The organism is Mesorhizobium sp. M0227, assembly GCF_040321855.1.
In the GTDB taxonomy this organism is placed as follows: Bacteria; Pseudomonadota; Alphaproteobacteria; order Rhizobiales; family Rhizobiaceae; genus Mesorhizobium.
The window spans coordinates 32,184-56,258 of record NZ_JAMYSJ010000017.1; the positions used below are offsets into that span (position 1 = coordinate 32,184).

General features: G+C 63.4%; 25 protein-coding genes. 10 read left to right on the forward strand and 15 right to left on the reverse strand.

Annotated elements, in window-relative coordinates; all coding sequences use genetic code 11:
• Positions 1–32 precede the first annotated feature (32 nt).
• On the forward strand, positions 33–812 hold the full coding sequence (locus tag NKJ00_RS21705) for a DeoR/GlpR family DNA-binding transcription regulator (RefSeq protein WP_352631093.1): 780 nt from the start codon (positions 33–35) through the stop codon (positions 810–812).
• On the opposite strand, the gene NKJ00_RS21710 is transcribed toward NKJ00_RS21705, so the two are convergent.
• Positions 805–1,704, reverse strand: a complete 900-nt coding sequence (locus tag NKJ00_RS21710; protein ID WP_128304832.1) for an NAD(P)/FAD-dependent oxidoreductase — start codon at positions 1,702–1,704, stop codon at positions 805–807. The two genes, NKJ00_RS21705 and NKJ00_RS21710, sit on opposite strands and share 8 nt — an antisense overlap.
• Positions 1,694–2,143 carry an RrF2 family transcriptional regulator gene (locus NKJ00_RS21715; RefSeq protein WP_128304833.1) on the reverse strand — a complete coding sequence of 150 codons (450 nt, stop codon included), beginning with the start codon at positions 2,141–2,143 and terminating at the stop codon, positions 1,694–1,696. Before NKJ00_RS21715 ends, NKJ00_RS21710 begins: the two co-directional genes overlap by 11 nt.
• Before the next feature lie 88 nt (positions 2,144–2,231).
• On the opposite strand from NKJ00_RS21715, the gene NKJ00_RS21720 reads away from it, so the two are divergent.
• From NKJ00_RS21720 to NKJ00_RS21745, 6 genes are all read left to right on the forward strand, one after another.
• Complete coding sequence (locus NKJ00_RS21720; RefSeq protein WP_023811673.1) at positions 2,232–3,143, forward strand: LysR family transcriptional regulator; 912 nt, start codon at positions 2,232–2,234, stop codon at positions 3,141–3,143.
• A gap of 218 nt (positions 3,144–3,361) precedes the next feature.
• On the forward strand, positions 3,362–4,516 hold the full coding sequence (locus tag NKJ00_RS21725; RefSeq protein ID WP_023811674.1) for an ABC transporter substrate-binding protein: 1,155 nt from the start codon (positions 3,362–3,364) through the stop codon (positions 4,514–4,516).
• Positions 4,517–4,688: 172 nt separating this feature from the next.
• A complete protein-coding gene (locus NKJ00_RS21730; RefSeq protein ID WP_352439717.1) occupies positions 4,689–5,699 on the forward strand; it encodes an ABC transporter ATP-binding protein in 1,011 nt (336 codons plus the stop codon).
• 223 nt (positions 5,700–5,922) lie between these two features.
• Positions 5,923–6,888 carry an ABC transporter permease gene (locus NKJ00_RS21735; RefSeq protein WP_023811677.1) on the forward strand — a complete coding sequence of 322 codons (966 nt, stop codon included), beginning with the start codon at positions 5,923–5,925 and terminating at the stop codon, positions 6,886–6,888.
• Positions 6,878–7,693 (forward strand): ABC transporter permease, encoded by an 816-nt coding sequence (locus tag NKJ00_RS21740; RefSeq protein ID WP_352610813.1) that lies wholly within the window; start codon positions 6,878–6,880, stop codon positions 7,691–7,693. The genes NKJ00_RS21735 and NKJ00_RS21740 overlap by 11 nt, the downstream gene beginning before the upstream one ends.
• Positions 7,694–7,796: 103 nt before the next feature.
• A complete protein-coding gene (locus NKJ00_RS21745) occupies positions 7,797–9,224 on the forward strand; it encodes a gamma-aminobutyraldehyde dehydrogenase (RefSeq protein ID WP_352439716.1) in 1,428 nt (475 codons plus the stop codon).
• A 123-nt stretch (positions 9,225–9,347) separates the two neighbouring features.
• On the opposite strand, the gene NKJ00_RS21750 is transcribed toward NKJ00_RS21745, so the two are convergent.
• From NKJ00_RS21750 to NKJ00_RS21800, 11 genes are all read right to left on the reverse strand, one after another.
• Entirely contained in the window at positions 9,348–9,662 is a 315-nt protein-coding gene (locus NKJ00_RS21750) for a hypothetical protein (RefSeq protein ID WP_127290045.1), read from the reverse strand.
• A gap of 54 nt (positions 9,663–9,716) precedes the next feature.
• Positions 9,717–10,079: a nuclear transport factor 2 family protein gene (locus NKJ00_RS21755; RefSeq protein WP_352610811.1), complete on the reverse strand. Its 363-nt coding sequence runs from the start codon at positions 10,077–10,079 to the stop codon at positions 9,717–9,719.
• A 77-nt stretch (positions 10,080–10,156) separates the two neighbouring features.
• Complete coding sequence (locus tag NKJ00_RS21760) at positions 10,157–10,636, reverse strand: carboxymuconolactone decarboxylase family protein (protein WP_023811682.1); 480 nt, start codon at positions 10,634–10,636, stop codon at positions 10,157–10,159.
• 108 nt (positions 10,637–10,744) lie between these two features.
• Positions 10,745–12,298, reverse strand: a complete 1,554-nt coding sequence (locus NKJ00_RS21765; RefSeq protein ID WP_352631095.1) for an alpha/beta fold hydrolase — start codon at positions 12,296–12,298, stop codon at positions 10,745–10,747.
• Positions 12,299–12,410: 112 nt separating this feature from the next.
• Positions 12,411–12,722 (reverse strand): formate dehydrogenase subunit delta, encoded by a 312-nt coding sequence (locus NKJ00_RS21770; protein ID WP_352610808.1) that lies wholly within the window; start codon positions 12,720–12,722, stop codon positions 12,411–12,413.
• Positions 12,712–13,539 carry a formate dehydrogenase accessory sulfurtransferase FdhD gene (fdhD, locus tag NKJ00_RS21775; protein ID WP_128304839.1) on the reverse strand — a complete coding sequence of 276 codons (828 nt, stop codon included), beginning with the start codon at positions 13,537–13,539 and terminating at the stop codon, positions 12,712–12,714. The genes NKJ00_RS21770 and fdhD overlap by 11 nt, the downstream gene beginning before the upstream one ends.
• The gene (locus NKJ00_RS21780) at positions 13,539–13,739 is read right to left on the reverse strand and encodes a thioredoxin domain-containing protein (protein ID WP_155930580.1); all 201 of its coding nucleotides are present in this window, start codon (positions 13,737–13,739) and stop codon (positions 13,539–13,541) included. Before NKJ00_RS21780 ends, fdhD begins: the two co-directional genes overlap by 1 nt.
• Before the next feature lie 84 nt (positions 13,740–13,823).
• Entirely contained in the window at positions 13,824–16,736 is a 2,913-nt protein-coding gene (fdhF, locus tag NKJ00_RS21785) for a formate dehydrogenase subunit alpha (protein ID WP_352610807.1), read from the reverse strand.
• 10 nt (positions 16,737–16,746) lie between these two features.
• The gene (locus NKJ00_RS21790) at positions 16,747–18,303 is read right to left on the reverse strand and encodes a formate dehydrogenase beta subunit (protein WP_128304842.1); all 1,557 of its coding nucleotides are present in this window, start codon (positions 18,301–18,303) and stop codon (positions 16,747–16,749) included.
• Positions 18,300–18,779 carry a formate dehydrogenase subunit gamma gene (locus NKJ00_RS21795; protein ID WP_023811689.1) on the reverse strand — a complete coding sequence of 160 codons (480 nt, stop codon included), beginning with the start codon at positions 18,777–18,779 and terminating at the stop codon, positions 18,300–18,302. The genes NKJ00_RS21790 and NKJ00_RS21795 overlap by 4 nt, the downstream gene beginning before the upstream one ends.
• A 175-nt stretch (positions 18,780–18,954) precedes the next feature.
• Positions 18,955–19,869, reverse strand: coding sequence for a LysR family transcriptional regulator (locus tag NKJ00_RS21800; RefSeq protein ID WP_027039670.1), 915 nt, complete (start codon positions 19,867–19,869; stop codon positions 18,955–18,957).
• Positions 19,870–20,020: 151 nt separating this feature from the next.
• Here NKJ00_RS21800 and NKJ00_RS21805 point away from each other — a divergent pair, with 151 nt between their 5' ends.
• A complete protein-coding gene (locus NKJ00_RS21805) occupies positions 20,021–20,662 on the forward strand; it encodes a DUF47 domain-containing protein (protein ID WP_023811691.1) in 642 nt (213 codons plus the stop codon).
• Between the two features lie 3 nt (positions 20,663–20,665).
• Entirely contained in the window at positions 20,666–21,670 is a 1,005-nt protein-coding gene (locus NKJ00_RS21810) for an inorganic phosphate transporter (protein ID WP_023811692.1), read from the forward strand.
• An 11-nt stretch (positions 21,671–21,681) separates the two neighbouring features.
• On the opposite strand, the gene NKJ00_RS21815 is transcribed toward NKJ00_RS21810, so the two are convergent.
• Positions 21,682–22,059: a VOC family protein gene (locus tag NKJ00_RS21815; protein ID WP_023811693.1), complete on the reverse strand. Its 378-nt coding sequence runs from the start codon at positions 22,057–22,059 to the stop codon at positions 21,682–21,684.
• Positions 22,060–22,327: 268 nt separating this feature from the next.
• On the opposite strand from NKJ00_RS21815, the gene NKJ00_RS21820 reads away from it, so the two are divergent.
• On the forward strand, positions 22,328–23,509 hold the full coding sequence (locus NKJ00_RS21820; protein WP_352610806.1) for an Mrp/NBP35 family ATP-binding protein: 1,182 nt from the start codon (positions 22,328–22,330) through the stop codon (positions 23,507–23,509).
• A gap of 15 nt (positions 23,510–23,524) precedes the next feature.
• Here NKJ00_RS21820 and NKJ00_RS21825 read toward each other — a convergent pair whose 3' ends face one another.
• Entirely contained in the window at positions 23,525–23,974 is a 450-nt protein-coding gene (locus tag NKJ00_RS21825) for an SRPBCC family protein (RefSeq protein WP_023811497.1), read from the reverse strand.
• Positions 23,975–24,075 lie beyond the last annotated feature (101 nt).

The following is a 24,075-nucleotide window of genomic DNA, read 5'->3' on the forward strand; positions in this document are numbered from 1 at the left end:
AATCGGTCAGGAGCATCAGTTCGGGAAACCAGATGGCCCAGTCCAAACGACACGGCGAGATCCTGCGTCTCCTGCAGGAAGAGGGCACCGTCACCATCGCCAGTCTGGCCGACCGGCTGGGCGTGTCGCTCGAGACAGTGCGCCGCGACGTCAAGCCACTGACTGGTGATGGCTCTGTCCTCAAGATGCATGGCGCCATCGGCCTGCCGTCGATGATCGGCGAAGCGCCGTTCGAGCGGCGTATGCGTGAGAACGCCGACGCCAAGCGCGTCATTGCCCGCATGGTCGCCGCCACCATACGCGACGGCGAATCGATCATGCTCGACACCGGCACGACGACCTCGTTCCTTGCGCGTGAACTGCTTGGCCACCGGCGCCTGACGGTCGTCACCAATTCCTCGGATATTGCCCGCACGCTGGCCACCATCAACGGCAACAAGGTCTATATGGCGGGCGGCGAGCTGCGCAGCGATTCCGGCGCTGCTTTCGGCGCCTCGGCAATCGATTTTGTCAGTCGTTTTTCGGTCAGCCACGCCATCATTTCCACCGGCGGCGTCGACGCGGTGATGGGCGTCATGGATTTTGATCTGGATGAAGCCGAGTTCGCCCGCATGGTGCTGTCGCGCGGCCAGCGGTCCCTGGTCATCACCGATCACTCGAAATTCGGCCGTCTTGGTCTGGTCCAGGTCTGCGGCTTCGACAGCTTTTCCGAACTCGCCACCGATCGCTCGCCGCCGCACGACCTGGCCGCCGCCCTTGCGCAGGCCGGCGCGCGGCTTAGCATCGCCGACGAGGAAGCCGGGTTTAGCTAAACACCAGCGACTGGTGGGCGCAGACGCCCGCAAAGGTGCCAGCCGATACCGCAAAGGCGATGTTGTGCATCGAACGTGCCGCGTCGCCGGCGGCGTAGACGCCGGGCACGGTCGTCTGCTGCCTGTCATCGACGGTGATTATCGGACCGAGAAGGCCTTCGGTGAAGCCGCAGCCGAGCTGTTCGGCCAGCGGGCTGGCCATGGTGTTGCGCGGTGCGGTGAACATCGCCCTGACGCCGGCCTTTCGGCTATCGTCGAGGTGGACGATCAACCCGCCGGAGCCGTCTTCCCGCAGCTCGGCAACGCTGGTGGGCTCAAACCGCACCTTTCGGCTCTCCAGCGCGCGCATCTGCTCTGTGTCAGGCTCGAACAGGCCGTTGCCGAACAGCGTGACATCGCCCCAATCGGCGATCAATTGCGCCTGATGCAGGGACATCGGGCCGGTTGCGAGCACGCCGAGCGGCCCGCCGGAAACCTCGTAGCCGTGGCAATAGGGGCAGTGCAGCACTTTTCTGCCCCAGAGCTCGGCAAGACCGGCAACCTCCGGCAGGATATCGCGCACCCCGGTGGCCAGCACCAGCCGTGTGGCGCCGAATGTCTCGCCGCCGTCGGTGGCGATTTCGAAATCGCTGCTGTCAGCAGCAACGGCCTTGTCCGCACGCCTGTCGACAACCCTGGCTGTCGGATAGGCCAGCAGCTGCCGCCTTGCGTCATCCAGGATTGCGCCGGGCGCGCGCCCGTCATGTCCGAGGAAGCCGTGCGAATGCTCGGCAAAGCGGTTGCGCGGCTGGCCGGCGTCGATCACCAGCACCTTGCGTCCTGCGCGCGCCACCTGGATGGCGGCGGACAGGCCGGCAAAGCTGCCGCCGACGACGGCAAGATCATACTGCATGGCTGGAGACTCCAATGAGGTCAAAACGGCGGCGGAAATCGGCGGTCAGGTCGGCCAGCGTGATGCGGCTCAGTTTCTCCGCCAGCAGCTTTTCGGCGGCGATGCGAAAATCGTCGAGCACGGCGATCACCGCCTGCTCGACGAGGCAGCCGGGGCTTTCCGGCTCGGTGCTGAACGGCAGCAGCGTCTCGCCAAGCGCTGCGCTGATCTCGGCCAGGGAGATTTTCTCGGGCGCCCGTCCGAGCAGCCAGCCGCCACCGTGCCCGCGTGACGAGGTGACGATGCCGGCATCGCGCAAGCCTGCGATGGTGCGGCGGACCACGACCGGATTGGTGTGGATGAAGGTGGCAAGCTGCTCGGAGGTCAGCGCCTGTTCGGGCTTCTCGGCCATGTGGACGAGAATGTGCAAGGTCGAGGACAGTCGGCTGTTGCGCTTCATGTAACTTAGTTAGTTACGATTGGCGAAGGCGTCAAGTGTTCGCCGGTTGCCACTTCCCAGCATCGCGTCCGCCGTGTTTAGTCCGGCCATGGCTTTCACCATCCGCCAGTTGCAGTTCTTCATCGCAGTCGCCGAGCAAGGCACGGTCTCGGGCGCCGCGCAGAACCTGTCAATCTCGCAATCGTCGGTCACCGAAGCGATCAAGGAGCTCGAAAGCGATCTCGGCGTCGAACTGTTCGAACGCCATCCGCGTGGCCTCAACATCACCCACAAGGGCCACCAGTTCCTGCGCCACGCGACGAAGATTCTCGCGGACGTTTCCGACGCGCGCCGCTCTTTCTCGGGCGAGCAGACGGTGGCGGCCGGCCGGCTGCAGCTCGGCGTCACCTCACTGGTCGCCGGCTATGTGCTGTCGGATCTGCTCGCCCGCTACCGCCGCGCCTATCCCGGCGTCGAGGTCTCTGCCATCGAGGACAATGGCGATTATCTCGAACACCTCCTGATCGGCGGCAAGCTCGACATTGCCGTCATGGTCACCTCCAATTTGCGCGACCGCACCGCGTTGCAGTCGGAAATCCTCGAAGTCTCGGCCTATCGGCTGTGGCTGCCGCTCGGTCATCCGCTCGTCGGCGCCGACATCATCGGCATTGGCGACATTGCCTCCGAAACGCTGATCATGCTGACCGTCGACGAGATCGAGGAGAATACCGGCAAGCTGCTGACGGCGATCGGCGCCAAGCCGCATGTCGCCTTCCGCACCCGTTCCGTGGAGGCCGTGCGCAGTCTGGTCGCCACCGGCGCCGGTGTGGCGCTGCTGCCCGACCTCGTCTACCGGCCCTGGTCGCTGGAAGGCGACCGCATCGAATCGCGCGATATTTCCGGCTCCTTGCCGGTGGTCCAGGTCGGCATGGTCTGGCGGCGCGGCTCCGGTCTGCCGCAGGCGGCGCGCGATTTCATCGGCCTTGCCCAGTCGCAACGGACGGTCCGCCAGCGTCCCTGAGAGATCGGCTGCCCACCTATCGGAAAAACCGATATCGCCCTTCTGATAAATGAATTTGCGAAACCGGAATTTTCGAAGCACTTTCGGTTAGGGACCAAAGCCGCCATCAGAGCGGCATCAAGCCCAACGGACGAACTGACAGTTTTCAGTCCGCGCGTGACCCCTAGCGAAGACCGAAACCGGCTTTCAGGGTCAGGCGCCTAAATGGGAGATCGACAATGAATTCATTCCTGAAGTCATGCACTGCTCTGACGGTTGCGCTGACCTTTTCCGGTCAGGCCGTCGCCCAGGTCAAGGAACTTGGCAAGGGCGAAGGTCAGGTCAACATCGTTGCCTGGCCGGGCTATATCGAGCGCGGCGAAACCGACAAGGGTTATGACTGGGTGACCTCCTTCGAGAAGGAGACCGGCTGCAAGGTCAACGTCAAGACCGCCAACACCTCCGATGAAATGGTCTCGCTGATGAATGAGGGCGGCTTCGACCTCGTCACCGCTTCAGGCGATGCCTCGCTGCGCCTCGTTGCCGGCAAGCGCGTGCAGCCGATCAACACCGATCTCATCCCGAGCTGGAAGACGGTCGACGAGCGCCTCAAGGACGCGCCGTGGTTCACCGTCGGCGGCGCCCATTACGGCGTTCCTTACCAGTGGGGCCCGAACGTCCTCATGTACAACACCGACGTGTTCAAGGAGGCTCCCAAGAGCTGGAACATCGTCTTCGAGGAAATGAAGCTGCCTGACGGCAAGTCCAACAAGGGCCGCGTCCAAGCCTATGACGGGCCGATCCACATCGCGGATGCCGCCAACTATCTGATGTTCCACAAGCCGGAACTCGGCATCAAGGACCCCTACGAACTGAACGAGGATCAGTACAAGGCTGCGCTGGAATTGCTGCGCGTCCAGCGCACGCTGGTCGGCCGCTATTGGCACGACGCCGCCATTCAGGTCGACGATTTCCAGAACGAAGGCGTCGTCGCTTCCGGCTCGTGGCCGTATCAGGTCAACACGCTGGTCGCCGCCAAGAAGCCGGTCGCGTCCACCATCCCGGAGGAGGGCGCCACCGGTTGGGCCGACACCACGATGATGGAAGCCGATTCGGCCAACCCAAACTGCGCCTATATGTGGATGGAACATTCGCTGTCGCCCAAGGTGCAGGGCGATGTCTCGGCCTGGTTCGGTTCGCTGCCCGTCGTGCCCGCCGCCTGCAAGGGCAACGAGCTTTTGACCGACGAAGGCTGCAAGACCAACGGCTACGAGAATTTCGACAAGATCAAGTTCTGGAAGACGCCGGTGTCGAAATGCACCACCCAGAACGACCAGTGCGTGCCCTACTACCGCTGGGTGTCGGACTATATCGGCGTCATCGGCGGGCGGTGATTTTTCTTACCCTCCCTCTCGTGGGGAGGGTCGACGCATAGCGTCGGGGTGGGGTCGGCTCGGCGTTTTTCGAGGCACCCCCACCCGCGGCTTCGCCGCGACCTCTCCATAAGGGGGGAGGTAGGACGTCGCGCGACATCAGCACACCAAACCGGCAACGGACTGACAGCCCATGACCTCCGCCGTCTCCTTCCAGAAAGCCTCGCGCCATTTCGGCAGCGTGCGCGCCGTCGACGCGGTCGATCTCGATATCGCGCCGGGGGAATTCTTCGCCATGCTCGGGCCGTCCGGTTCCGGCAAGACCACTTGCCTGCGCCTCATCGCCGGCTTCGAGCAGCCGACATCGGGCTCGATCTCGATCTTCGGCGAACGCGCCGAGGGCGTTCCGCCCTATCGCCGCAACGTCAACACCGTGTTTCAGGACTATGCGCTGTTCCCGCATCTGAACGTGCTCGACAACGTCGCCTACGGGCTGATGGTCAAGGGCGTCGGCAAGGCTCAGCGGCACAAGGCGGCGGAAGAGGCGCTGTCACTGGTGCGGCTGCCCGGCTATGGCGCCCGCCGCCCCGGCCAGCTTTCCGGCGGCCAGCGCCAGCGCGTCGCGCTCGCCCGTGCGCTGGTCAACCAGCCAAAGGTGCTGCTGCTCGACGAGCCGCTCGGCGCGCTCGACCTCAAATTGCGCGAGAACATGCAGGAGGAGCTGAAGTCGCTGCAGAAGGCGCTCGGCATCACCTTCGTCTTCGTCACCCACGACCAGGGCGAAGCACTGTCGATGGCCGACCGCGTCGCCGTTTTCAACGACGGCAAGATCATGCAGATCGGCACGCCGGAGGATATCTACCAGCGGCCGAAGACGCGTTTTGTTGCCGATTTTGTCGGCTCATCGAATGTACTGCCACCGGATTTCGTCCAGCGTTATTCCGGCCAGCATCGCTGGGGGAGTCTCCGCCCTGAATCCATTCGCGTCGGCCGCGCGGCCAGCGGGGGCACAAGTGGTGAAGGCGTGTCCGCCCGCCTCGTCTCGACCAACTATCTCGGCGCCACGACAAAACTGGCGCTCGACGCCGACGGCCTTCGACTGCACGCCATCGTGCCGGCCGGCACGGCCTTGCCTGGGGAAGGCGAGGCGGTCGTGCTGACTTTTAACCGCGAGCACCTGCATCTGATGGACGAGCCGGCATGATGAAGGTTTGCGCATTGCACCCCCCTCTGTCCTGCCGGACATCTCCCCCGCAAGGGGGGAGATTGGCTGTTACCACTGGCTTCGCCAGCTTCCAACGCTGCAGAGCCGGTGAGGCGGACAAGCTGCTGATCTCCCCCCTTGCGGGGGAGATGTCCGGCAGGACAGAGGGGGGTGTGAAGGATCTCGGCCTCTCATACATCCTCCATGAGTACAGAGCTCCATCATGACGACCGCCGCGCTCAGCTCCAATCCCGCGCCCGCCATCCTGCCGGGCAGCGGCGGCCTGCGTGGCGCGCTGTCGGACCTTTTCTGGCGCAAGCCGAAGGTCCTGCTGTTGCTCATGCTGCTGCCGCCGGTGCTTTGGCTGGGCATCGTCTATATCGGCTCGCTGTTTGCGCTCCTGGCGCAGAGCTTTTTCTCCATCGACGAGTTTTCCGGTCTCATCAACCGTGAGTTCACGCTCAAGACCTATGGTGACCTGTTCCAGGCCGCCAATCTCGATATCATCCTGCGCACGGTGACGATGGCGGCTCTGGTCACGCTGGCCTCGGCCGTCATCGCTTTCCCCATCGCCTACTACGCGGCGCGCTATGCGCGCGGTCGCTGGAAGGCCTTGTTCTATCTCGGCATCATGCTGCCGCTGTGGTCGAGCTATCTGGTCAAGATCTACGCCTGGAAGCTCATCCTGGCCAAGGAAGGCATCCTCACCTGGCTCCTCGCCAAGCTGCATTTGTTGTGGGTGCTCGACGCCTGGCTGTCGCTGCCGATCGTCGGCGGCAATTCGCTGTCGGTATCGTTCACCGGCACCTTCATCGTCTTCGTCTATGTCTGGTTACCGTTCATGATCCTGCCGGTACAGGCGGCGCTCGAGCGCGTGCCCGGCAATCTCGTCGAGGCCTCGTCTGATCTCGGCGCCTCTCCGGGACAGACCTTCCGCAACGTGCTGTTCCCGCTGGCGCTGCCGGGCATCGTCGCCGGTTCGATCTTCACCTTCTCGCTTACGCTGGGCGACTACATCATCCCGCAGATCATCGGTACCTCGCGGCTGTTCATCGGCCAGGCGGTCTATTCGCAGCAAGGCACGGCCGGCAACATCCCGCTCGCCGCCGCCTTCACCGTGGTGCCGATCGTCATCATGGGCTTCTACCTCTGGGGCGCCAAGCGCATGGGGGCCTTCGATGCGCTCTGATGGTTCCCAGTCGGCGCCGCTCGGCCTGAAGATCGCCGCCGCCTGCGGCCTGCTGTTCCTGCATCTGCCGATCCTGCTGATCTTCGTCTATGCCTTCACCACCGAGGAGAAGAGCTTTGTCTGGCCACCCCCCGGCCTGACGACGCAATGGTTCGCCGTCACCTGGAACCGGCCGGATGTCTGGCAGGCATTGTCGCTGTCGGTCAGGGTTGCCGCGATCTCGACGGCGATCGCGCTCGTCCTCGGCACGCTCTGTTCGGCGGCGGTTTCGCGGACAAAATTCTTCGGCCGCGAAACCATCTCGCTGCTGGTCATCCTGCCGATCGCGCTGCCCGGCATCATCACCGGCATCGCGCTGCGCTCGGCCTTTTCGCTCGCCGACATTCCGTTCTCGTTCTGGACGATCGTGCTCGGCCACGCCACCTTCTGCGTCGTCGTCGTCTACAACAATGCCGTCGCCCGCTTTCGCCGCACCTCCGGATCGATGATCGAGGCGTCGATGGATCTCGGCGCCGACGGTTTTCAGACCTTCCGACATGTCGTGCTGCCCAACATTGCCACGGCGCTGCTTGCCGGCGGCATGCTGGCCTTCGCGCTGTCCTTCGACGAGGTCATCGTCACCACCTTCACCGCCGGCCAGCAGCAGACATTGCCGATCTGGATGCTGGAAGAGCTGATCCGTCCGCGCCAGCGCCCGGTGACCAATGTCGTCGCCATGGTCGTGGTGCTGGTGACGCTGCTGCCCATCCTTGCCGCCCATTACCTCACCCGCGACGGCGACCAGATTGCGGGCAGTGGAAAATGAAATCAGCGAATAGGGAGTGACGAATAGCGAATAGGGAAGATCGACAGTCAAACCCTACTCGCTATTCGCTACTCGCTACTCGCTCCTGTTAAGGAGAAACCTTATGGACACCCAGATGCTGATCGGCTCGAGATTCGAGAAGGGCACCGAGACCGAGGAACCGATCCTCAATCCAAAGACCGGGGCGACCATCCTCAGCCTGCCCGAGGCCAGCCAGGCACAGATTGAGGCGGCGATCACTGCCGCCGAACAAGCGTTCGTCTTGTGGTCGCGCACCACGCCGGCGCAGCGCTCCGGCTATTTGCTGAAGATCGCCGACCGCATCGAGGCCGATGCCAAGGAATTCGCCACGCTCGAGGCGCTCAATTGCGGCAAGCCGATCAACGCCGTGCTCAATGATGAAATCCCGGCCATCGTCGACTGCTACCGCTTCTTCGCCGGTGCCGTCCGTTCGATGCCCGGCGTCGTCGCCGGCGAATACATTCCCGGCCATACTTCGATGGTCCGCCGCGACGCCATCGGCATCGTCGCTTCCATCGCGCCGTGGAACTATCCGCTGATGATGATGGCCTGGAAGTTGGCGCCGGCAATCGCCGGCGGCAACACCGTCGTCTTCAAGCCTTCCGAGCAGACACCGCTGACGGCGCTGAAGCTGGCAAAAATCCTTGCGGAAATCCTGCCGGAAGGCGTGGTCAATGTCGTGCTCGGCCGCGGCGACAGCGTCGGCAACACGCTGATCAACCATCCCAAGGTCAACATGATCTCGATCACCGGCGATGTCGCCACCGGCAAGAAAGTGCTGCAGGCGGCCGCCAAGTCGGTCAAGCGCACGCATCTCGAGCTCGGCGGCAAGGCGCCGGTCATCGTCTTCGACGACGCCGATCTTGGCGCCGTGGTCAACGGCCTGCGCGCCTTCGGCTATTACAATGCCGGCCAGGACTGCACCGCCGCCTGCCGTATCTACGCCGGCAGGAAGATCTATGACAAACTCGTCGCCGATCTCTCCTCGGCCGTCTCGACCATCAAGTACAATCGTCCCGACGACACCGAAAACGAGATCGGCCCACTCATCTCCCGCCGCCAGCGCGACCGCGTCTCCAGCTTCGTCGAGCGCGCCTCGGAACTGAACCACATCGAGATCACCACCGGCGGCAAGCCGGGCGAGGGTTCCGGCTTCTACTACCAGCCGACAGTCGTTGCCGGCGCGCTGCAGGAAGACGAAATCGTGCGCCGCGAAGTGTTCGGCCCGGTCGTCTCGGTTACTCGTTTTTCGGAGGTCGACGAGGCGGTGAACTGGGCCAATGACAGCGACTACGGCCTGGCGTCCTCGGTATGGACCAAGGATGTCTCGCGCGCCATGGCGACGGCCGCCCGCCTGCAATATGGCTGCACATGGATCAACACCCACTTCATGCTGACCAACGAGATGCCGCATGGCGGGCTGAAGCAGTCCGGCTACGGCAAGGACATGTCGCTCTATGCGCTGGAGGACTACACCGCCGTGCGGCATGTGATGGTGGCGCATGGTTGAGAAGTGGTCCGCGTAGCAAACGAAAAGCCAATTGCTTGGCTTTTCGAGCTTCGAACGCCCTGCGCCTGCGAAGGGCCGGGCGTGGCTATTTTCTCTTCTCCCCGTTCACGGGGAGAAGAGTCGCTACTCCACAACGCGATAAATATTCCATAGGCTGGTGCCCGACACGACATAGGGCTCGATCTCCTTGCCCCATTTCGCGTGCGCGTCGATCTTGCCGATCTTGGCGAAGAACGCCTCCAACTGGGCCAGGCTTTCGACCTGGTGATGGGACTCGACGGTCGCCTCCCGCGCGCCGATAGAACCGGTCATGATCTGGAACTCCAGCTCGGCGAGGCCGACCTGCGAGCCGATCTCGCGTTCCCATTTCTTCAACAGGTCGAGCACGGTCTGCTTGTGTCCGAATTTGGCGTCGATCTGCCATCTGGCGCTGAACATCGTCTTCTCCTCCAGCTTTGCGGCCCAGGCCGCGGTTGATCCACCGGCTGTTGCCTACTCGTCCCAGGCCTGCACGACGGTCTGCCTTGCGATCCGCCCGTCCTTCAGCTCCAGCATCGCCGCGCAGAACACCTTGGTGCCGTCCGGATAGGCGCAGGCCTGGGTGAAGGCGAGACTGTCGCCGTCGGCGATGGTGGTATCGACCTTGTGGGTCATCGCGCGGCTGCAGATGTCGTCCCAGAATGTGGTGATCGCGGCGCGTCCGCGGATCTCGCGCGGCTTGCTCGGCGGGTTGTTGCGGTCGATCACCCGCACCAGCGCGTCTTCGGCATAAAAGCTCGACAGCATCTTGCCGTCACGGGTTTCGATGGCCTTCTTGATCGCCGCGCCATCCACTGTTTGGGTCTTGGTCAGCATGTCATTCTCCATTGGCCCGTCTTCCGGGCGGTTGATGGTCGAAGTGCTGCCCGGCGCTTGTCGCCAGGCAGTGGTTTTTACTGCGACTTCGCCTTGACGGCCGCGAACACGTCGTCGGCCTGCTTCTTGAAGGTCGTCAGATCGACCTGGCTGCCGTTGAGCATCGTCGACCAGTGGCGCACGATCGCGGACATCGCCACCGCCTCCTTGATCTCCTCGTCGCTGGCGCCGTTGAGCCTGGCCGCCTCGGTGTGGAAATAGATGCAATACTGGCACGGGATTTGTGCTGCGACGGCGAGGCCCAGCAGTTCCTTGGTCTTGCCGTCAAGCGCCGTCTTCGGGTTGAGCTGCACGCCCTTGATCTCGGCCCAGGCGCCGGCGACGGCCACATCCGGCAACGTCTTGAACATGTCCGGCACCGAGCCGAGCGTCGCCTCAATGTCCTTGTAGGTCGCCGCCGCGGACGCATCCTCGGCCTTTGCCGGAGCGATGGCGAACAGCGCTCCAATGCCTGCCGCTATCACAAGCGATTTGAGTGTTTGGTTCGACGTCAGCATTTCCTCCTCCGTTCGCAGCACCTTTCCGGCGACATCCGCCTGGCCTGCATGGGAGAATTGATAGCGCCTAGCCGCCCTTGGCCGCTTCGCCCGAAAGCGCCATGGCTCTCATGGCCCGTGCGGGCCAGGGTGCCTGACTGAGAACGCCGCCGCCGCCGCCCGCGACGGCAGGTCCAGCTTGAGCAGTATGTTGGCGACATGGCGCTTGACCGTGTGTTCGCTCAGCCTCAATTCGGCGGCGATCGCGGCATTGCTCTTGCCGTCGGCGACGAGGCTCACCACCTCGGTTTCGCGCGCCGTCAATGCGGCAGGCTCGGCAGCCTTGGGTTTGGGCCGGCAGGCGGGTTCCAGGTGTTGTTCGGACGTCGCATGGACCAGCGCCAACGGCTCCTCCAACTCGTCGACGCTGATGCGCCCGGCGTCGGTGAAATGCAGGCCCGACCCAGCCGCTAGATCGGCGATCAGACGCGACGCGATAATGTCGCCGCGGCCGGCATGGGCGGCTAGTTGCATCGCCACCCGCGCCGTCATCCCAACGGGCGGACCGCGCACTTCGATCTCGCCGACATGCGCCCCTTGCGCGCTTGCCACGCCGATTTCCTGCGCCGCCTCGCGCAGCGCCGCCGCGCAGCGAATGGCGCGTGCCGGGCCATCGAAGCGCGAAATCATCAACTCGCCCTGCAGGCCCACAGAGCGCCCGCCATGGCGCCCGACCAGCAGCTGCCAGGTTTCCTGAAAGCGTTGGCTGCGTTCGCTCCACATGCGGTCGCCGAGCCGCGCCGTGTCGTAGATGCGTGTCACCAGCAGCGCCGCCAGCACACGGTCCACTTCGCCTACGGCGCGCTCGCCGGTCAGGAATTCCTCGATCAAGTCGGCCACCCCATCGACATCGCCGGTCCAGATCGGATGATCGCGTCCCGGAATCTCGATGAGCCGGGCATCGGGAATCTTTTGCGCAAGGAAGCGGCTGGCATCGGGGTCGACCCGCGCATCGTTGCGGCGATGTATCACAAGCGTCGGCGCGCTGATCACGCTCAGGATATGGCGGATGTCGACGTCGGCGTTCATGCGCCACAGCGCCGCCGCCGAAGTCGGGCTCGCCGATAATCGTTCGAAACGTGCCCACCACTGAGCGAAATGCGCGTCGTCGACCCGGCTCGGCGCGAAATGGGGCAGCGTGGCGCCGGTGCCCCAGGCTGTCTCCGCCATCTCGATGAAAGCGTCGAGGCGTTCGCGCGACATCACCCATTTGTGGAAATGCGCATAGCCGCCATAGAGCGCCAGAGCTCGCGTCCGCTCCGGATAGGTGGCGGCGAACAGCATCGCCATCGGCGCGCCTTCGGAGGAGCCGAGCAGGGCTGCACGGCCGCTGCCGGCGGCGTCCATAACCGCGCGCACATCGTCCATCCGCATTTCGAGACTGGGCAGGTTATGCGCGTCGACGCGGTCGGAAAGACCGGTGCCGCGCTTGTCGAACAGGATCAGCCGCGAGAATGCCGAAAGCCGCTTCAAGAGCCTGGTATAGCCCTCGTCTTCCCAGTGCAGGTCGAGGTTGGAAATGAAACCCGGCACGAAGACGAGATCGAACGATCCCTGCCCGACCACCTGATAGGCGATCCGCACATCGCCGCTACGGGCGTATCGCGTCTCGATCGGCCTCACGAGATTTCCACCCCGGCCTGACGATTTCTGGTCGTCAAACCATAGCAGAACAGCGCAGATTGCCGCAGCTAAACTTTAGCGATGGAGAATATAAGCCGGCGCGGCTTGGCGACTATTCCTGCGAGGCGGCGACATCGGCAGGGGAGGGCTCGAGTCCGAGTTTGAGGTCGGCCGCAGCCGGCGTGATCGGCCGCCTGATCCTGGCGGAGGCGGCCACCACCAACTCGTTGAAGTTCCCGGTGCCGTCGTCCAGCATTTCGAAGAACTGCCGCCGCATCCTCGGCTCCCAGAACTTGTTGATGTGCTCGGCGACGCCGGCAATGCCTTCCTCGCGCGGCTTGGAATGGAAGAAATCGGCGATCTGGTTTGCCATGCGCACCAGCTTGTCGGCGGTGCTCATAATGTGTTCTTCGTCATGCGACATGCTTGGCAACTCCGCAAACCACCCGGTCGGGGTGGGTGAAAATATCAAAATCGTCGCCGCGAACCAGCGCCACCAGCGTCATGCCGGCCTCTTGCGCCGTGCGGATGGCAAGTGCGGTCGGCGCCGAGACGGCGATGATGAAGGCCGAGCCGATAGAAGCCGTCTTCTGCACCATTTCAACCGAAACCCTGGATGTCACCACGACAGCACCGGATGCGCCGTCGATGCGGGCTTTGGCCAGCGCGCCGGCCAGCTTGTCGAGCGCATTGTGACGGCCGACATCTTCGCGCGCCATGACGATGCCCTTGCCAGGTACATAGAAGCCGGCGGCGTGCACGGCTCCGGTCTCGGTGTGCAGCGGCTGCACTTTCGACAGAAGCTTGACCGAACGGACAATGTCGTCGGCATCAAGCGTAAGCTTTGAAGCACCAACCGCATCGACCGAGCGCATTGCTTCCTCGATCGATTCGATGCCGCAGAGCCCGCAGCCGACCGGGCCGGCGAGCCTTCGCCGCCGCGCTTCAAAACGAGTGTTGGCTCGGTCCTTCAGCCGGATCTGGATGTCGATGCCGGCGCCATGGTCCTCGACCTCGATCGCTTCGATCTCATCCGGTAACGAGATGATGCCTTCGGTCAGCGAGAAGCCGAGCGCGAAATCCTCGAAGTCGGCCGGGCTCGCCATCATCACGGCGTGGGTGGTGCCGGCAAAGGAGAACGCCACCGGCGTCTCTTCCGGCACCATGCGGTCGGCAGCAGCCGTGCCGCTGGCGCGATGCGCCAAGCGGGAAATTTGGCTGAGAGGCTGGCGGGTACGCATCAGGTTCGCTTCATCCAAACAGGCGCCAATTCGGGAACATCATGGGCAATGGCTTCAAACGCCTCGTAGTGTCCGTTGCCCATTATCTTGCCGACGATGCTCCGAAGCTTTTCGAAATCCTCTTTGGCAGCATGTCCCTGAATATCACTTAGGAAGCGATCCAGATCGGCGCCTTGCTTCTCACAAAGGCGAAGGAGCATTTCGTAGGCTTCCTTTCGAGTCACCTTTGTTCCTCCGTCATTGCAACGTCGCCCTCATTTTATCGAAAGCGAGGTTCCCAAAAGCTATTCCGCCGCTTCCAGCTTCGCGATGCGCCGGCTCTGCTTGGCCTGCTCGTCATAGTCGCGCTGCCATTCCGACGGTCCGTTGGAGGCGCCGACCTGCACCGCCGTCACCTTGTATTCCGGACAGTTCGTCGCCCAGTCCGAGAAGTCGGTGGTGATGACGTTGGCCTGCGTGTCCGGATGGTGGAACGTCGTGTAGACCACACCGGGCGACACCCGGTCGGTGATCAGCGCGCGCAGCGTCGTTTCGCCCGAGCGGCTCGTCAGCCGGACCCAGTCGCCGTCGCGCAAGCCGCGGTTCTCGGCATCGTGCGGGTGGATCTCTAGCCGGTCCTCCGAGTGCCACATGCTGTTGTCGGTGCGCCTGGTCTGCGCGCCGACATTGTACTGCGACAGGATGCGGCCGGTGGTGAGCAGCAGCGGGAAGCGCGGCCCCGTCCTTTCGTCCGTCGCCACATATTCGGTCCGGATGAACTTGCCCTTGCCGCGCACGAACGCATCGATGTGCATGATCGGGGTGCCGAGCGGCGCCTTCTCGTTGCAGGGCCATTGCACGGATCCTACGCGGTCGAGCAACTCGAAGGAGACGCCGGCAAAGCTCGGCGTCGTCATCGCGATCTCGTCCATGATCTCCGAGGGATGCTGATAGTTCCAGTCCAGCCCGATCGCGCGGGCAAGCTCCTGCGTCGCCTCCCAATCGGCGTAGCGCGCCTTCGGCTCAAGAACCTTGCGCACCATGTTGATGCGGCGCTCGGCGTTGGTGAAGGTGCCGTCCTTCTCCAGGAAAGTCGAGCCCGGCAGGAAGACATGCGCATAGTTTGCGGTCTCGTTGAGGAACAGGTCGTGCACGACGACGCATTCCATCGCGGCAAGGCCGGCGGCGACATGCTTGGTGTCGGGATCGGACTGCAGAATGTCTTCGCCCTGGATGTAGATGCCCTTGAAGCTGCCGTCGACGGCGGCGTCCAGCATGTTGGGGATGCGCAGGCCGGGTTCGTCGTCCAGCTTCACGCCCCACAAGGTCTCATAGATATCGCGCACGGCTTCGCCGGAGATGTGGCGGTAGCCGGGCAGTTCGTGCGGGAAGGAGCCCATGTCGCAGGAGCCCTGCACGTTGTTCTGGCCGCGCAGCGGGTTCACGCCGACGCCGGGCCGGCCGATATTGCCGGTGGCCATGGCGAGATTGGCGATTGCCATCACAGTGGTCGAACCCTGGCTGTGTTCCGTCACGCCGAGGCCGTAATAGATCGCGCCGTTGCCGCCGGTGGCGTAGAGACGCGCAGCACCGCGGATCAGCTCGGGATCGACGCCGGACAATTTGCCGACGGTTTCGGGGCTGTTTTCCGGCAAGGCGACGAACGATGCCCAATCCTGGAACTCCGTCCAGTCGCAGCGTTCGCGGATGAAGGCTTCGTCGAACAGGCCCTCGGTGACGATCACATGCGCCAGCGCCGTCAGCACGGCCACATTGGTGCCGGGCTTCAGCGGCAGGTGGTAATCCGCTTCGATATGGGCCGACTTGACCATCTCGGTGCGGCGCGGATCGAGCACGATCAGCTTGGCGCCCTGGCGCAGCCGCTTCTTCAGCCGCGAGGCGAACACCGGGTGGGCGGAAGCCGGATTGGCGCCGATGATGACGGCGACGTCGGTGAAGTCGACGGAATCGAAATCCTGCGTGCCAGCGGAGGTGCCATAGGTCTGGCCGAGCCCGTAGCCCGTCGGCGAATGGCAGACTCGTGCGCAGGTGTCGACATTGTTGTTGCGGAAACCTTGCCGCACCATCTTCTGGACTAGGTAAGTTTCCTCATTGGTGCAGCGCGAGGAGGTTATGCCGCCGATCGAGGTGCGTCCATACTGGTACTGGATGCGGCGGAATTCCTTGGCCGTATGGGCGATCGCCTCTTCCCAACTCACCTCGCGCCACGGGTCGGTGACCTTTTCCCGGATCATCGGCGACAGGACGCGGTCCTTGTGGGTGGCATAGCCATAGGCGAAACGGCCCTTGACGCAGGAATGGCCGTGGTTCGCCTTGCCCTCCTTATAGGGCATCATGCGAACGACTTCGTCACCCTTCACCTCGGCCTTGAATGAGCAGCCGACGCCGCAATAGGCACAGGTGGTGACGGCGGAGCGCTCCGGCAGGCCCTTGGCAAGCACCGTCTTCTCACGCAGCGCATCGGTTGGACAGGCCTGGACGCAGGCGCCGCAGGACACGCATTCCGAATCGATGAACGCCTCGTGCATCCCCGCCGAAACCCGGGATTCGAAGCCTCGTCCCTCGATGGTCAGCGCGAAGGTGCCCTGCACCTCTTCGCAGGCCCGCACGCAGCGCGAGCAGACGATGCATTGCGAGGCATCATAGGTGAAATAGGGGTTGGACTCGTCGCGGGCGATGTAGTCGACCGCCAGCGAGCCATGGCCGGGCGCCACGCCACCTTCCGGCTTGACGTGGTTGCGACCTTCGATGCCGTAGCGGTTCTCGATCAGGCCGATCGACTTCGCCACTGCATCGAACTCGCTGGCGCCGGTTCCGGCCTGTTCGTTCCAGCCGGTCGGATGGTCGGAGACGTAGAGTTCCATGACGCCTCGGCGAATGGCGTCGAGCCGCTCGGTCTGCGTGCGCACGATCATGCCTTCGCCGACGGGCGTCGTGCAGGACGCCGGCGTGCCGCCACGTCCTTCGATCTCGACAAGGCAGACACGGCACGACCCGAAGGAGTCCAGCATGTCGGTGGCGCAAAGCTTCGGGATCTCGACCCCGCCCTCCATGGCCGCACGCATGATCGAGGTGCCTTCCGGCACGGTGATGCTGCGCCCGTCGACGTTCAGCGTGACCTGCTTCTGCGCCTTCGATTGGGGGGTTCCGTAGTCGATCTCTTCGACGAGGGAGGGGAAGTCGGCCTTGATGTTCATCTGCCAGCTCCTATTCGGCAGCCACGCGCACGGGCGCTGGCTTGAAGTCGTCGGGGAAATGGGTGATCGAGCTCATCACGGGATAGGGCGTGAAGCCGCCCAGCGCGCAGAGCGAACCAAACTTCATCGTGTTGCAGAGATCGGTGACCAGAGCGAGGTTCTTCTCCGGCTCAATGCCCGCAACTATTCTGTCGATGGTCTCAACCCCGCGCGTCGAGCCGATGCGGCAGGGCGTGCATTTGCCACAGCTTTCGATGGCGCAGAACTCCATGGCGAAGCGCGCCTGTTTCAGCATGTCGGCGGTGTCGTCGAACACCACGATGCCGGCATGGCCGATCAGCCCGTCCTTGGCGGCGAAGGCTTCATAATCGAATGGCGTGTCGAACAGCGCGCGCGGGAAATAGGCGCCGAGCGGCCCGCCGACCTGCACGGCCTTGACGGGGCGCCCCGTGGCCGTGCCGCCGCCGATCTCGTCGACGATCTCGCCCAGCGTCATGCCGAAAGCGGCTTCGAACAGACCGGCATATTTGACGTTGCCGGCGATCTGGATCGGGATCGTGCCGCGCGAGCGGCCCATGCCGAAATCCTTGTAGTAGGCCGCACCCTTGTCCATGATGACAGGCACCGAGGCCAGCGAGATGACGTTGTTGATCACCGTCGGCTTGCCGAACAGCCCCTTATGCGCCGGCAGTGGCGGCTTTGCCCGAACCATGCCGCGTTTGCCCTCGAGCGAATCGAGCAGCGCCGTCTCCTCGCCGCAGACATAGGCGCCGGCGCCGACCCGGATCTCCATGTCGAAAGCGTAGGGTGAGCCCAGCACGCTGGCGCCAAGAACGCCAGCCTTGCGGGCGATCTCGACGGCCTTGTTCATCACCGCCACCGCATGCGGATATTCCGAGCGGACATAGACGAAGCCCTTCGTCGCGCCCGTGGCTATACCGGCGATCGTCATGCCTTCGATCAGCACGAAGGGATCGCCCTCCATGATCATGCGATCGGCGAAGGTACCCGAATCGCCTTCGTCGGCGTTGCAGACGATGTATTTGCGGTCGCCTGCGGTATCGAGCACCGTTTTCCACTTGATGCCGGTCGGGAAGCCTGCGCCGCCGCGCCCGCGCAGGCCCGACTCGGTAACCTGGGCGACGGTGGCGGCAGGCGTCAGCGCCAGCGCGTTCGTCAGTCCGTTCAACCCGCCATGCTTCTTGTAGGATTCGAGCGAAAGCGGATCCGTGACGCCGCAGCGCGCGAAGGTCAGCCGCGTCTGCTTGGCCAGGAAGGGGATCTTGTCCGGCGTGCCCAGCCAGCGCTTGTGGTGGCCGCCGGTGAGGAAGCCGCTGTCGAACAGGCTTTTGACGTCGGACGGCTTGACCGGCCCGTAGGCGATGCGGCCATTGGCTGTCGCGACTTCGACCATAGGCTCGAGGAAATAGGCGCCGCGCGACCCGTTGCGCACGATCTTGGCTTCGATGCCGCGCTCGGCGAGTTCGCCGGCGATCGCCTTGGCGACCTTTTCGGCGCCAAGCGCCAGCGCACCGGAATCGCCGGGAATGTAGATACGCGGGATCATGAGCGCACCTCTGCAACGATCTCGTCGAGCTTCTCGTCATCGAGCCGCCCGATCACCTCGCCATCCAGCATTGCGGCGGGCGAACAGGCGCACAGGCCGAGACAATAGACCGGCTCCAGCGTCACCGAACCGTCGCGGGTCGTCTCATGGAAGCCGATGCCCAGCAATTGCTTCAGCTTGGCGGCGATGGCGTCCGAACCCATCGACTGGCAGGATTCCGCCTGGCAGAGCTTCAGCACATGCCTGCCTGCCGGGTGGCTGCGGTAATCATGATAAAAGCTGACGACGCCGTGCACCTCGGCCCTGGAAATGTTCAGCGCCTCGGCGATGACCGGCAGCGCATCCTTGGGCACATGGCCGAACTCTTCCTGGATGCCGTGAAGGATCGGCAGCAATGGGCCTTCGAGGCCCTTCATCTCCTGGATGATCGCGGCCGTGCGCGACGTAATCTCGGTACTTGCAGGCTGCATTGTCATGCAGCGCCCTCCCTATCGTAGCGACCCATACTATCGGCCAAGAGCATCAAGCTGTTTTGGAACAACGACATGCGCGTGCCGCTTTATCGCTAAGTGCTTAAGAAACCAGAGAAAACCTCTGAAATCAATAAAGCGGTTTCGTTGTACGATAGAAATTTTCTATCGTTCCGTTTGGCTAACTCTGTCTAGCGGAACGGTTGGCGTGGAAATCGTCCGCCAGCGCCATTGCCTCGTCCAGCAGCGCCGAGACCAAAGGTGTGTGCGGTTCGCGCGGTGTCGCCACCAGGCCGACCGTGTGGCTGGCATCTGGCTCGATGATCGGAATGGCCCGGATCGGCTCGGAAAAGCCGAATGTTTCCGCAAGGTTGAGCGGCATGATCGACGACCATTTGCCGGTGCGGATGTGCGAAAACAGCACGATCATGGAATTGGATTCCAGCGTCGGTCGCACCTGCACGCCGGCTTCGGCCAGATGCTGATCGATGATGCGGCGGTTCTGCATGTCCGGCGTCAACAGACACAGCGGCAGGCTCGAGAGCTCCGCCCATGTCACTTTGTCGCGGTCGGAATAGGGATTCCCCATCGCGGTGATCAGTTGGTAGCGCTCGTCATAGAGCGGCACGCTGGTCACCCGCCCCAGCGGCTCGTTGTCGAGATAGGTGATCCCGGCATCGATGTCGAAATTGCCGAGCAGCGACAGCACCTCGATCGAGGTCCGCGACAGCACCGAAAAGGTGACGCCGGGATGCTTTTCGCGAAACGGCGTCGTCAGCCGCGGCAGCATGGCGAGCGCCGTCGGGATGGCGGCGATGCGGATACGGCCGGAAAGTCCGTGGCGCGCCGCGCGCATTTCCTCGCGCATGGTTCTGGTGTCGCCGACGATGCGGCGTGCCCACACCAGCACCTGTTTTCCCTCCGGCGTCAGCCCCTGGAAGCGTGAGCCGCGCAGAACCAGCATGACGCCAAGCTGGCCTTCCAACTGCTTGATGCCGGCCGAGAGCGTCGGTTGGGTGACGCCGCATACCTCCGCCGCCCGGCCGAAATGCTCCTCCCTGGCGAGCGCGATGAAGAATTCCAGCTTGTCGATCATGCGATCTTTCCGGTCGTTCGCTGCAAGGTCGGGGAAATTGTGCTCTACCGCAAGCACCACGCACAATTGCCCGGCATCCACACCTTTAAGCCGGCTACCTGTTTCCCGCGGCGCGATGCGGCGCTATGTGGATGAAACTGGGAGATCGACCATGCTGGGCTGGTTCCGCAAGCTTTTGCCGCGCGAAGATCGCTTCTTCGACCTGTTCGAACGACATTCCCGCACCGTGGTCGGCGGCGCCGAGGCGCTGGAGCAGCTTCTCCAGGGCAGGGATATCGACCTATGGTGCCAGAAAATCATCGATCTCGAAGATGAGGCCGACCACATCACCGCGGAAGTCCTGCTGGCGGTGCGGCGCTCCTTCATCACGCCTTTCGATCGCGGCGACATCAAGGACCTGATCCAGTCGATGGATGATGCCATCGATATGATGCACAAGACGGTCAAGACGGTGAAGCTGTTCGAGCGCAAGGAGTTCGATCCGCTGATGCAGGAAATGGGTGGCGTCATCGTCGCCGCCGCCAAGCTGGTGGCCGAGGCGATCCCGCTGCTCAGCAAGGTCGCGACGCATACTGTGCGCCTCAACGCCATCGCCGAAGAGGTAATGCGCGTCGAAAGCCGGGCCGACGACCTGCATGAGCAAGGGCTGAAGGATCTCTTCAGGAAGCACGGCAGCAGCGATCCGATGGCCTATATGATCGGCTCAGAGATTTATGGCCAGCTGGAAAAGGTGGTCGACCGCTTCGAGGACGTCGCCAACGAGATCAGCGGCATCGTCATTGAGAATGTCTAGGTGATGGAAGCCACCATTGCCTTTCCCGTGCTGGCCGGCCTCGTCGCCGTCGCACTGTTCTTCGACTTTCTCAACGGCCTGCACGATGCCGCCAATTCCATCGCCACCATCGTTTCCACCCGCGTGCTGCGGCCGCAATATGCGGTGCTGTGGGCGGCATTCTTCAATTTCATCGCCTTCATGTTCTTCGGCCTCCACGTTGCCGAGACCGTGGGCAAGGGTATCATCGACGTCAGCATCGTCACCCCGGCGGTGATCTTTGCAGCGCTCGTCGGCGCCATCGTCTGGAACATCGTCACCTGGATCGCCGGCATCCCGTCGAGCAGCTCGCACGCGCTGATTGGCGGTCTGGTCGGCGCCGGTGTGGCAAAGGCAGGCGTGGGCGCCATCGTCTGGACAGGGCTTGGCAAGACGGTTGCGGCAATCGTCTTGTCGCCAGCGACCGGCTTTATCCTGGCTCTTGTCCTGATCCTTGCCGTTTCCTGGCTCTTCGTGCGCCAGACACCGTTTGCGGTCGACAGCACCTTCCGCGTCATGCAGTTCTTTTCCGCCTCGCTCTATTCCCTCGGGCACGGCGGCAATGACGCCCAGAAGACCATGGGCATCATTGCCGTGCTGCTCTATTCGCAAGGCATGCTCGGCGCGACTTTCTATGTGCCGCTGTGGGTCGTGCTCACCTGTCAGACGGCGCTGGCGCTCGGTACGTTGTTCGGCGGCTGGCGCATCGTCCACACCATGGGCTCGAAGATCACCCGGCTGAACCCGATGCAGGGTTTTTGCGCCGAGACCGGTGGGGCGATCACGCTGTTTGCCGCGACCTGGCTCGGCGTTCCCGTATCGACCACGCACACGATCACCGGCGCCATCATCGGCGTCGGCGCCGCCCGCCGCGTCTCGGCCGTGCGCTGGGGCATTGCCGGCAATATCGTCATTGCCTGGATCGTCACCCTGCCGGCCACCGCTTTGATTTCGGCGCTCACCTACCTCGCGGTTGGCCTGGCGAGGTGAGGTGAGGAAATCTACCTGTCCACAAGGTTCAGGATGTTGCCGTCTGGATCCTTGAACCAGGCGACCTTCATTCCGTAACCGACGTGGATATCGCCCTCCAGTGTCAGGCCCGGCATCTGATAGTGCTCGAAGGCGACGCCCTTCGACTTCAGCGCCTTGACGATATCGCCGATCCCGTCGCCAACCATCCAGGTCACCGCTGTCGCCTTATTGGTTCCGGCAAATTGGGAATGATAGACGTTGAGGGTGGTATCGCCACTTTTGTAGACGATCAGTTCGCCGCCCTCATCGTGCACCTGTTGCAGGCCAAGCGTTCCCTCGTAGAAAGCCTTGGCCTTTGCCAGGTCGCTTACCGCCAGATTTGCCGTTGCGTTGCTGTTTGCGAGCATGATGGTCTCCTTTCCTGGTTGTCGGCCCGTGCTGGTCACCGAAATAGGTCGCCGCGATCGTTTGACGACTGTCGCTTGACCTGATTGTTGGCCGCATCGGCGCTCGATTATCTGGAAGACGTTTGGCGCGGATGAAATCCGACAGGACCCGCCGCTTTTTCAGGCACGCCAAGACAGCCATTGCTCCACGGCTTGGTTCTGTCCGGAAACTGCATTATCTCAGGTGCAAGCTGCATCTCAGGCGCAAGCTGCGTAAGGAAAAACTGCCATGTCCGTCACCAAGGAAATCGTCACCGAGCGTCTGAAGACGGTCAACGGGCCGGATTTCACCGGCAACATCGTCGACCTCGGCATGGTTTCGGAAATTTTCATCGCCGACGGGAAGGTCTTCTTCTCGATTACCGTTCCCGCCGCCCGCGCCCAGGAGATGGAGCCGCTGCGCGCTGCCGCCGAGCGTGTCGTCAAGGCGATCCCCGGTGTCGCCGGCGCCGTCGTCGCGCTGACGGCCGAAAAGAAGGGCGGCGGCATGGAGGCGCCGGTTCCCTCGCGCCCCGCACCCAGGCCCGCGCCGCCGGCTCAGCCCGCTGCCGCCGCGGCGCGTGCGACTCCGCACGCACCGGCCTCGCACAGCTCGGGCAAGCGTGGCGTGCCCGGTATCGAGGCGATCATTGCCGTTGCCTCCGGCAAGGGCGGCGTCGGCAAGTCGACCACCGCCGTCAACATCGCGCTCGGCCTCGCCGCCAACGGCTTGCGCGTCGGCGTGCTGGATGCCGACATCTACGGACCGTCCATGCCCAGGCTGCTCAACATCCACGGACGGCCGCAGACCGTCGACGGCAAGATCCTGAAACCGATGGAGAATTACGGCCTGAAGGTGATGTCGATGGGCTTCCTCGTCGACGAGGAAACGCCGATGATCTGGCGCGGCCCGATGGTGATGTCGGCGCTGACGCAGATGCTGCGCGAGGTCGAATGGGGCCGTCTCGACGTGCTCGTCGTCGACATGCCGCCCGGTACCGGCGACGCGCAACTGACCATGGCCCAGCAGGTGCCGCTGGCTGGTGCTGTCATCGTCTCGACGCCACAGGATCTGGCCCTGATCGACGCGCGAAAAGGCCTCAACATGTTCAAGAAGGTCGACGTCCCGTTGCTCGGCATCATCGAGAACATGAGCTATTTCATCGCCCCGGACACCGGCAAGCGCTACGACATCTTTGGCCATGGCGGCGCGCGCCGCGAGGCCGAGCGCCTCGGCGTCACCTTCCTTGGCGAAGTGCCGCTCGAGATGGGCATCCGCGAAAGTTCGGATGCCGGCACGCCGGTTGTCGTCTCGAAGCCTGACGGCGCCGAGGCGAAAATCTATCGCGACATCGCTTCGAAGGTCTGGGACCGGGTCAATGAAGAGCGTGGCGCGGCGGCAGCGGCGGTGCCGAGTATTGTGTTCGAGTGATGCCCGCTTGAGGGCTCAGCCGCCGACCTTTTCGCCGAACGACGAAAAAAACTGTCCGGCCAGTTTCTTCGAGGTCGATTCGATCAGGCGGCTGCCGAGCTGGGCGATCTTGCCGCCGACATCGGCCTTGGCCGCGTAGTTCAATACCGTGGCGTCAGGTCCATCTGCCGTCAGCGTCACGTCGGCGCCACCCTTGGCGAAGCCGGCAATGCCGCCCTTGCCTTCGCCCTGGATGGTGTAGGAGTGCGGCGGCTTCAGGTTCTTCAGCGTCACTTCGCCGTTGAACGTCGCCTTGATCGGTCCGATCTTCACCACCACGGTTGCCGCCATCTCGGTCGGCGACTTCATCTCCAGGCTCTGGCAGCCGGGAATGGTCGCCTTCAAGACCTCGGGATCGTTCAGCGCTTCCCACACTTTTTGCAGCGGTGCGGCAATGCGCTCCTCGCCTTCGATCACCAAAGCCATGAAAACCTCCCGGACAAGACTGTCGGAACCCGTAACGCACGGCTTGGTGCGTGTCTATCGCACCAAAGTCCGGTTGCGACCGCACGCCCTCTTGCCTGCTC

Coding starts and splice junctions, on each gene's coding strand:
- NKJ00_RS21715 (WP_128304833.1), bottom strand. CDS start 2,143: ATGAAGCGCAACAGCCGACTGTCCTCGACCTTGCACATTCTCGTCCAC.
- NKJ00_RS21825 (WP_023811497.1), bottom strand. CDS start 23,974: ATGGCTTTGGTGATCGAAGGCGAGGAGCGCATTGCCGCACCGCTGCAA.
- NKJ00_RS21795 (WP_023811689.1), bottom strand. CDS start 18,779: ATGACAATGCAGCCTGCAAGTACCGAGATTACGTCGCGCACGGCCGCG.
- NKJ00_RS21705 (WP_352631093.1), top strand. CDS start 33: ATGGCCCAGTCCAAACGACACGGCGAGATCCTGCGTCTCCTGCAGGAA.
- NKJ00_RS21730 (WP_352439717.1), top strand. CDS start 4,689: ATGACCTCCGCCGTCTCCTTCCAGAAAGCCTCGCGCCATTTCGGCAGC.
- NKJ00_RS21770 (WP_352610808.1), bottom strand. CDS start 12,722: ATGTCGCATGACGAAGAACACATTATGAGCACCGCCGACAAGCTGGTG.
- NKJ00_RS21805 (WP_023811691.1), top strand. CDS start 20,021: ATGCTGGGCTGGTTCCGCAAGCTTTTGCCGCGCGAAGATCGCTTCTTC.
- NKJ00_RS21750 (WP_127290045.1), bottom strand. CDS start 9,662: ATGTTCAGCGCCAGATGGCAGATCGACGCCAAATTCGGACACAAGCAG.
- NKJ00_RS21790 (WP_128304842.1), bottom strand. CDS start 18,303: ATGATCCCGCGTATCTACATTCCCGGCGATTCCGGTGCGCTGGCGCTT.
- NKJ00_RS21810 (WP_023811692.1), top strand. CDS start 20,666: ATGGAAGCCACCATTGCCTTTCCCGTGCTGGCCGGCCTCGTCGCCGTC.
- NKJ00_RS21710 (WP_128304832.1), bottom strand. CDS start 1,704: ATGCAGTATGATCTTGCCGTCGTCGGCGGCAGCTTTGCCGGCCTGTCC.
- NKJ00_RS21740 (WP_352610813.1), top strand. CDS start 6,878: ATGCGCTCTGATGGTTCCCAGTCGGCGCCGCTCGGCCTGAAGATCGCC.
- NKJ00_RS21720 (WP_023811673.1), top strand. CDS start 2,232: ATGGCTTTCACCATCCGCCAGTTGCAGTTCTTCATCGCAGTCGCCGAG.
- NKJ00_RS21820 (WP_352610806.1), top strand. CDS start 22,328: ATGTCCGTCACCAAGGAAATCGTCACCGAGCGTCTGAAGACGGTCAAC.
- NKJ00_RS21800 (WP_027039670.1), bottom strand. CDS start 19,869: ATGATCGACAAGCTGGAATTCTTCATCGCGCTCGCCAGGGAGGAGCAT.
- fdhD (WP_128304839.1), bottom strand. CDS start 13,539: ATGCGTACCCGCCAGCCTCTCAGCCAAATTTCCCGCTTGGCGCATCGC.
- NKJ00_RS21760 (WP_023811682.1), bottom strand. CDS start 10,636: ATGCTGACGTCGAACCAAACACTCAAATCGCTTGTGATAGCGGCAGGC.
- NKJ00_RS21815 (WP_023811693.1), bottom strand. CDS start 22,059: ATGCTCGCAAACAGCAACGCAACGGCAAATCTGGCGGTAAGCGACCTG.
- NKJ00_RS21725 (WP_023811674.1), top strand. CDS start 3,362: ATGAATTCATTCCTGAAGTCATGCACTGCTCTGACGGTTGCGCTGACC.
- NKJ00_RS21755 (WP_352610811.1), bottom strand. CDS start 10,079: ATGCTGACCAAGACCCAAACAGTGGATGGCGCGGCGATCAAGAAGGCC.
- NKJ00_RS21745 (WP_352439716.1), top strand. CDS start 7,797: ATGGACACCCAGATGCTGATCGGCTCGAGATTCGAGAAGGGCACCGAG.
- NKJ00_RS21780 (WP_155930580.1), bottom strand. CDS start 13,739: ATGCTCCTTCGCCTTTGTGAGAAGCAAGGCGCCGATCTGGATCGCTTC.
- fdhF (WP_352610807.1), bottom strand. CDS start 16,736: ATGAACATCAAGGCCGACTTCCCCTCCCTCGTCGAAGAGATCGACTAC.
- NKJ00_RS21735 (WP_023811677.1), top strand. CDS start 5,923: ATGACGACCGCCGCGCTCAGCTCCAATCCCGCGCCCGCCATCCTGCCG.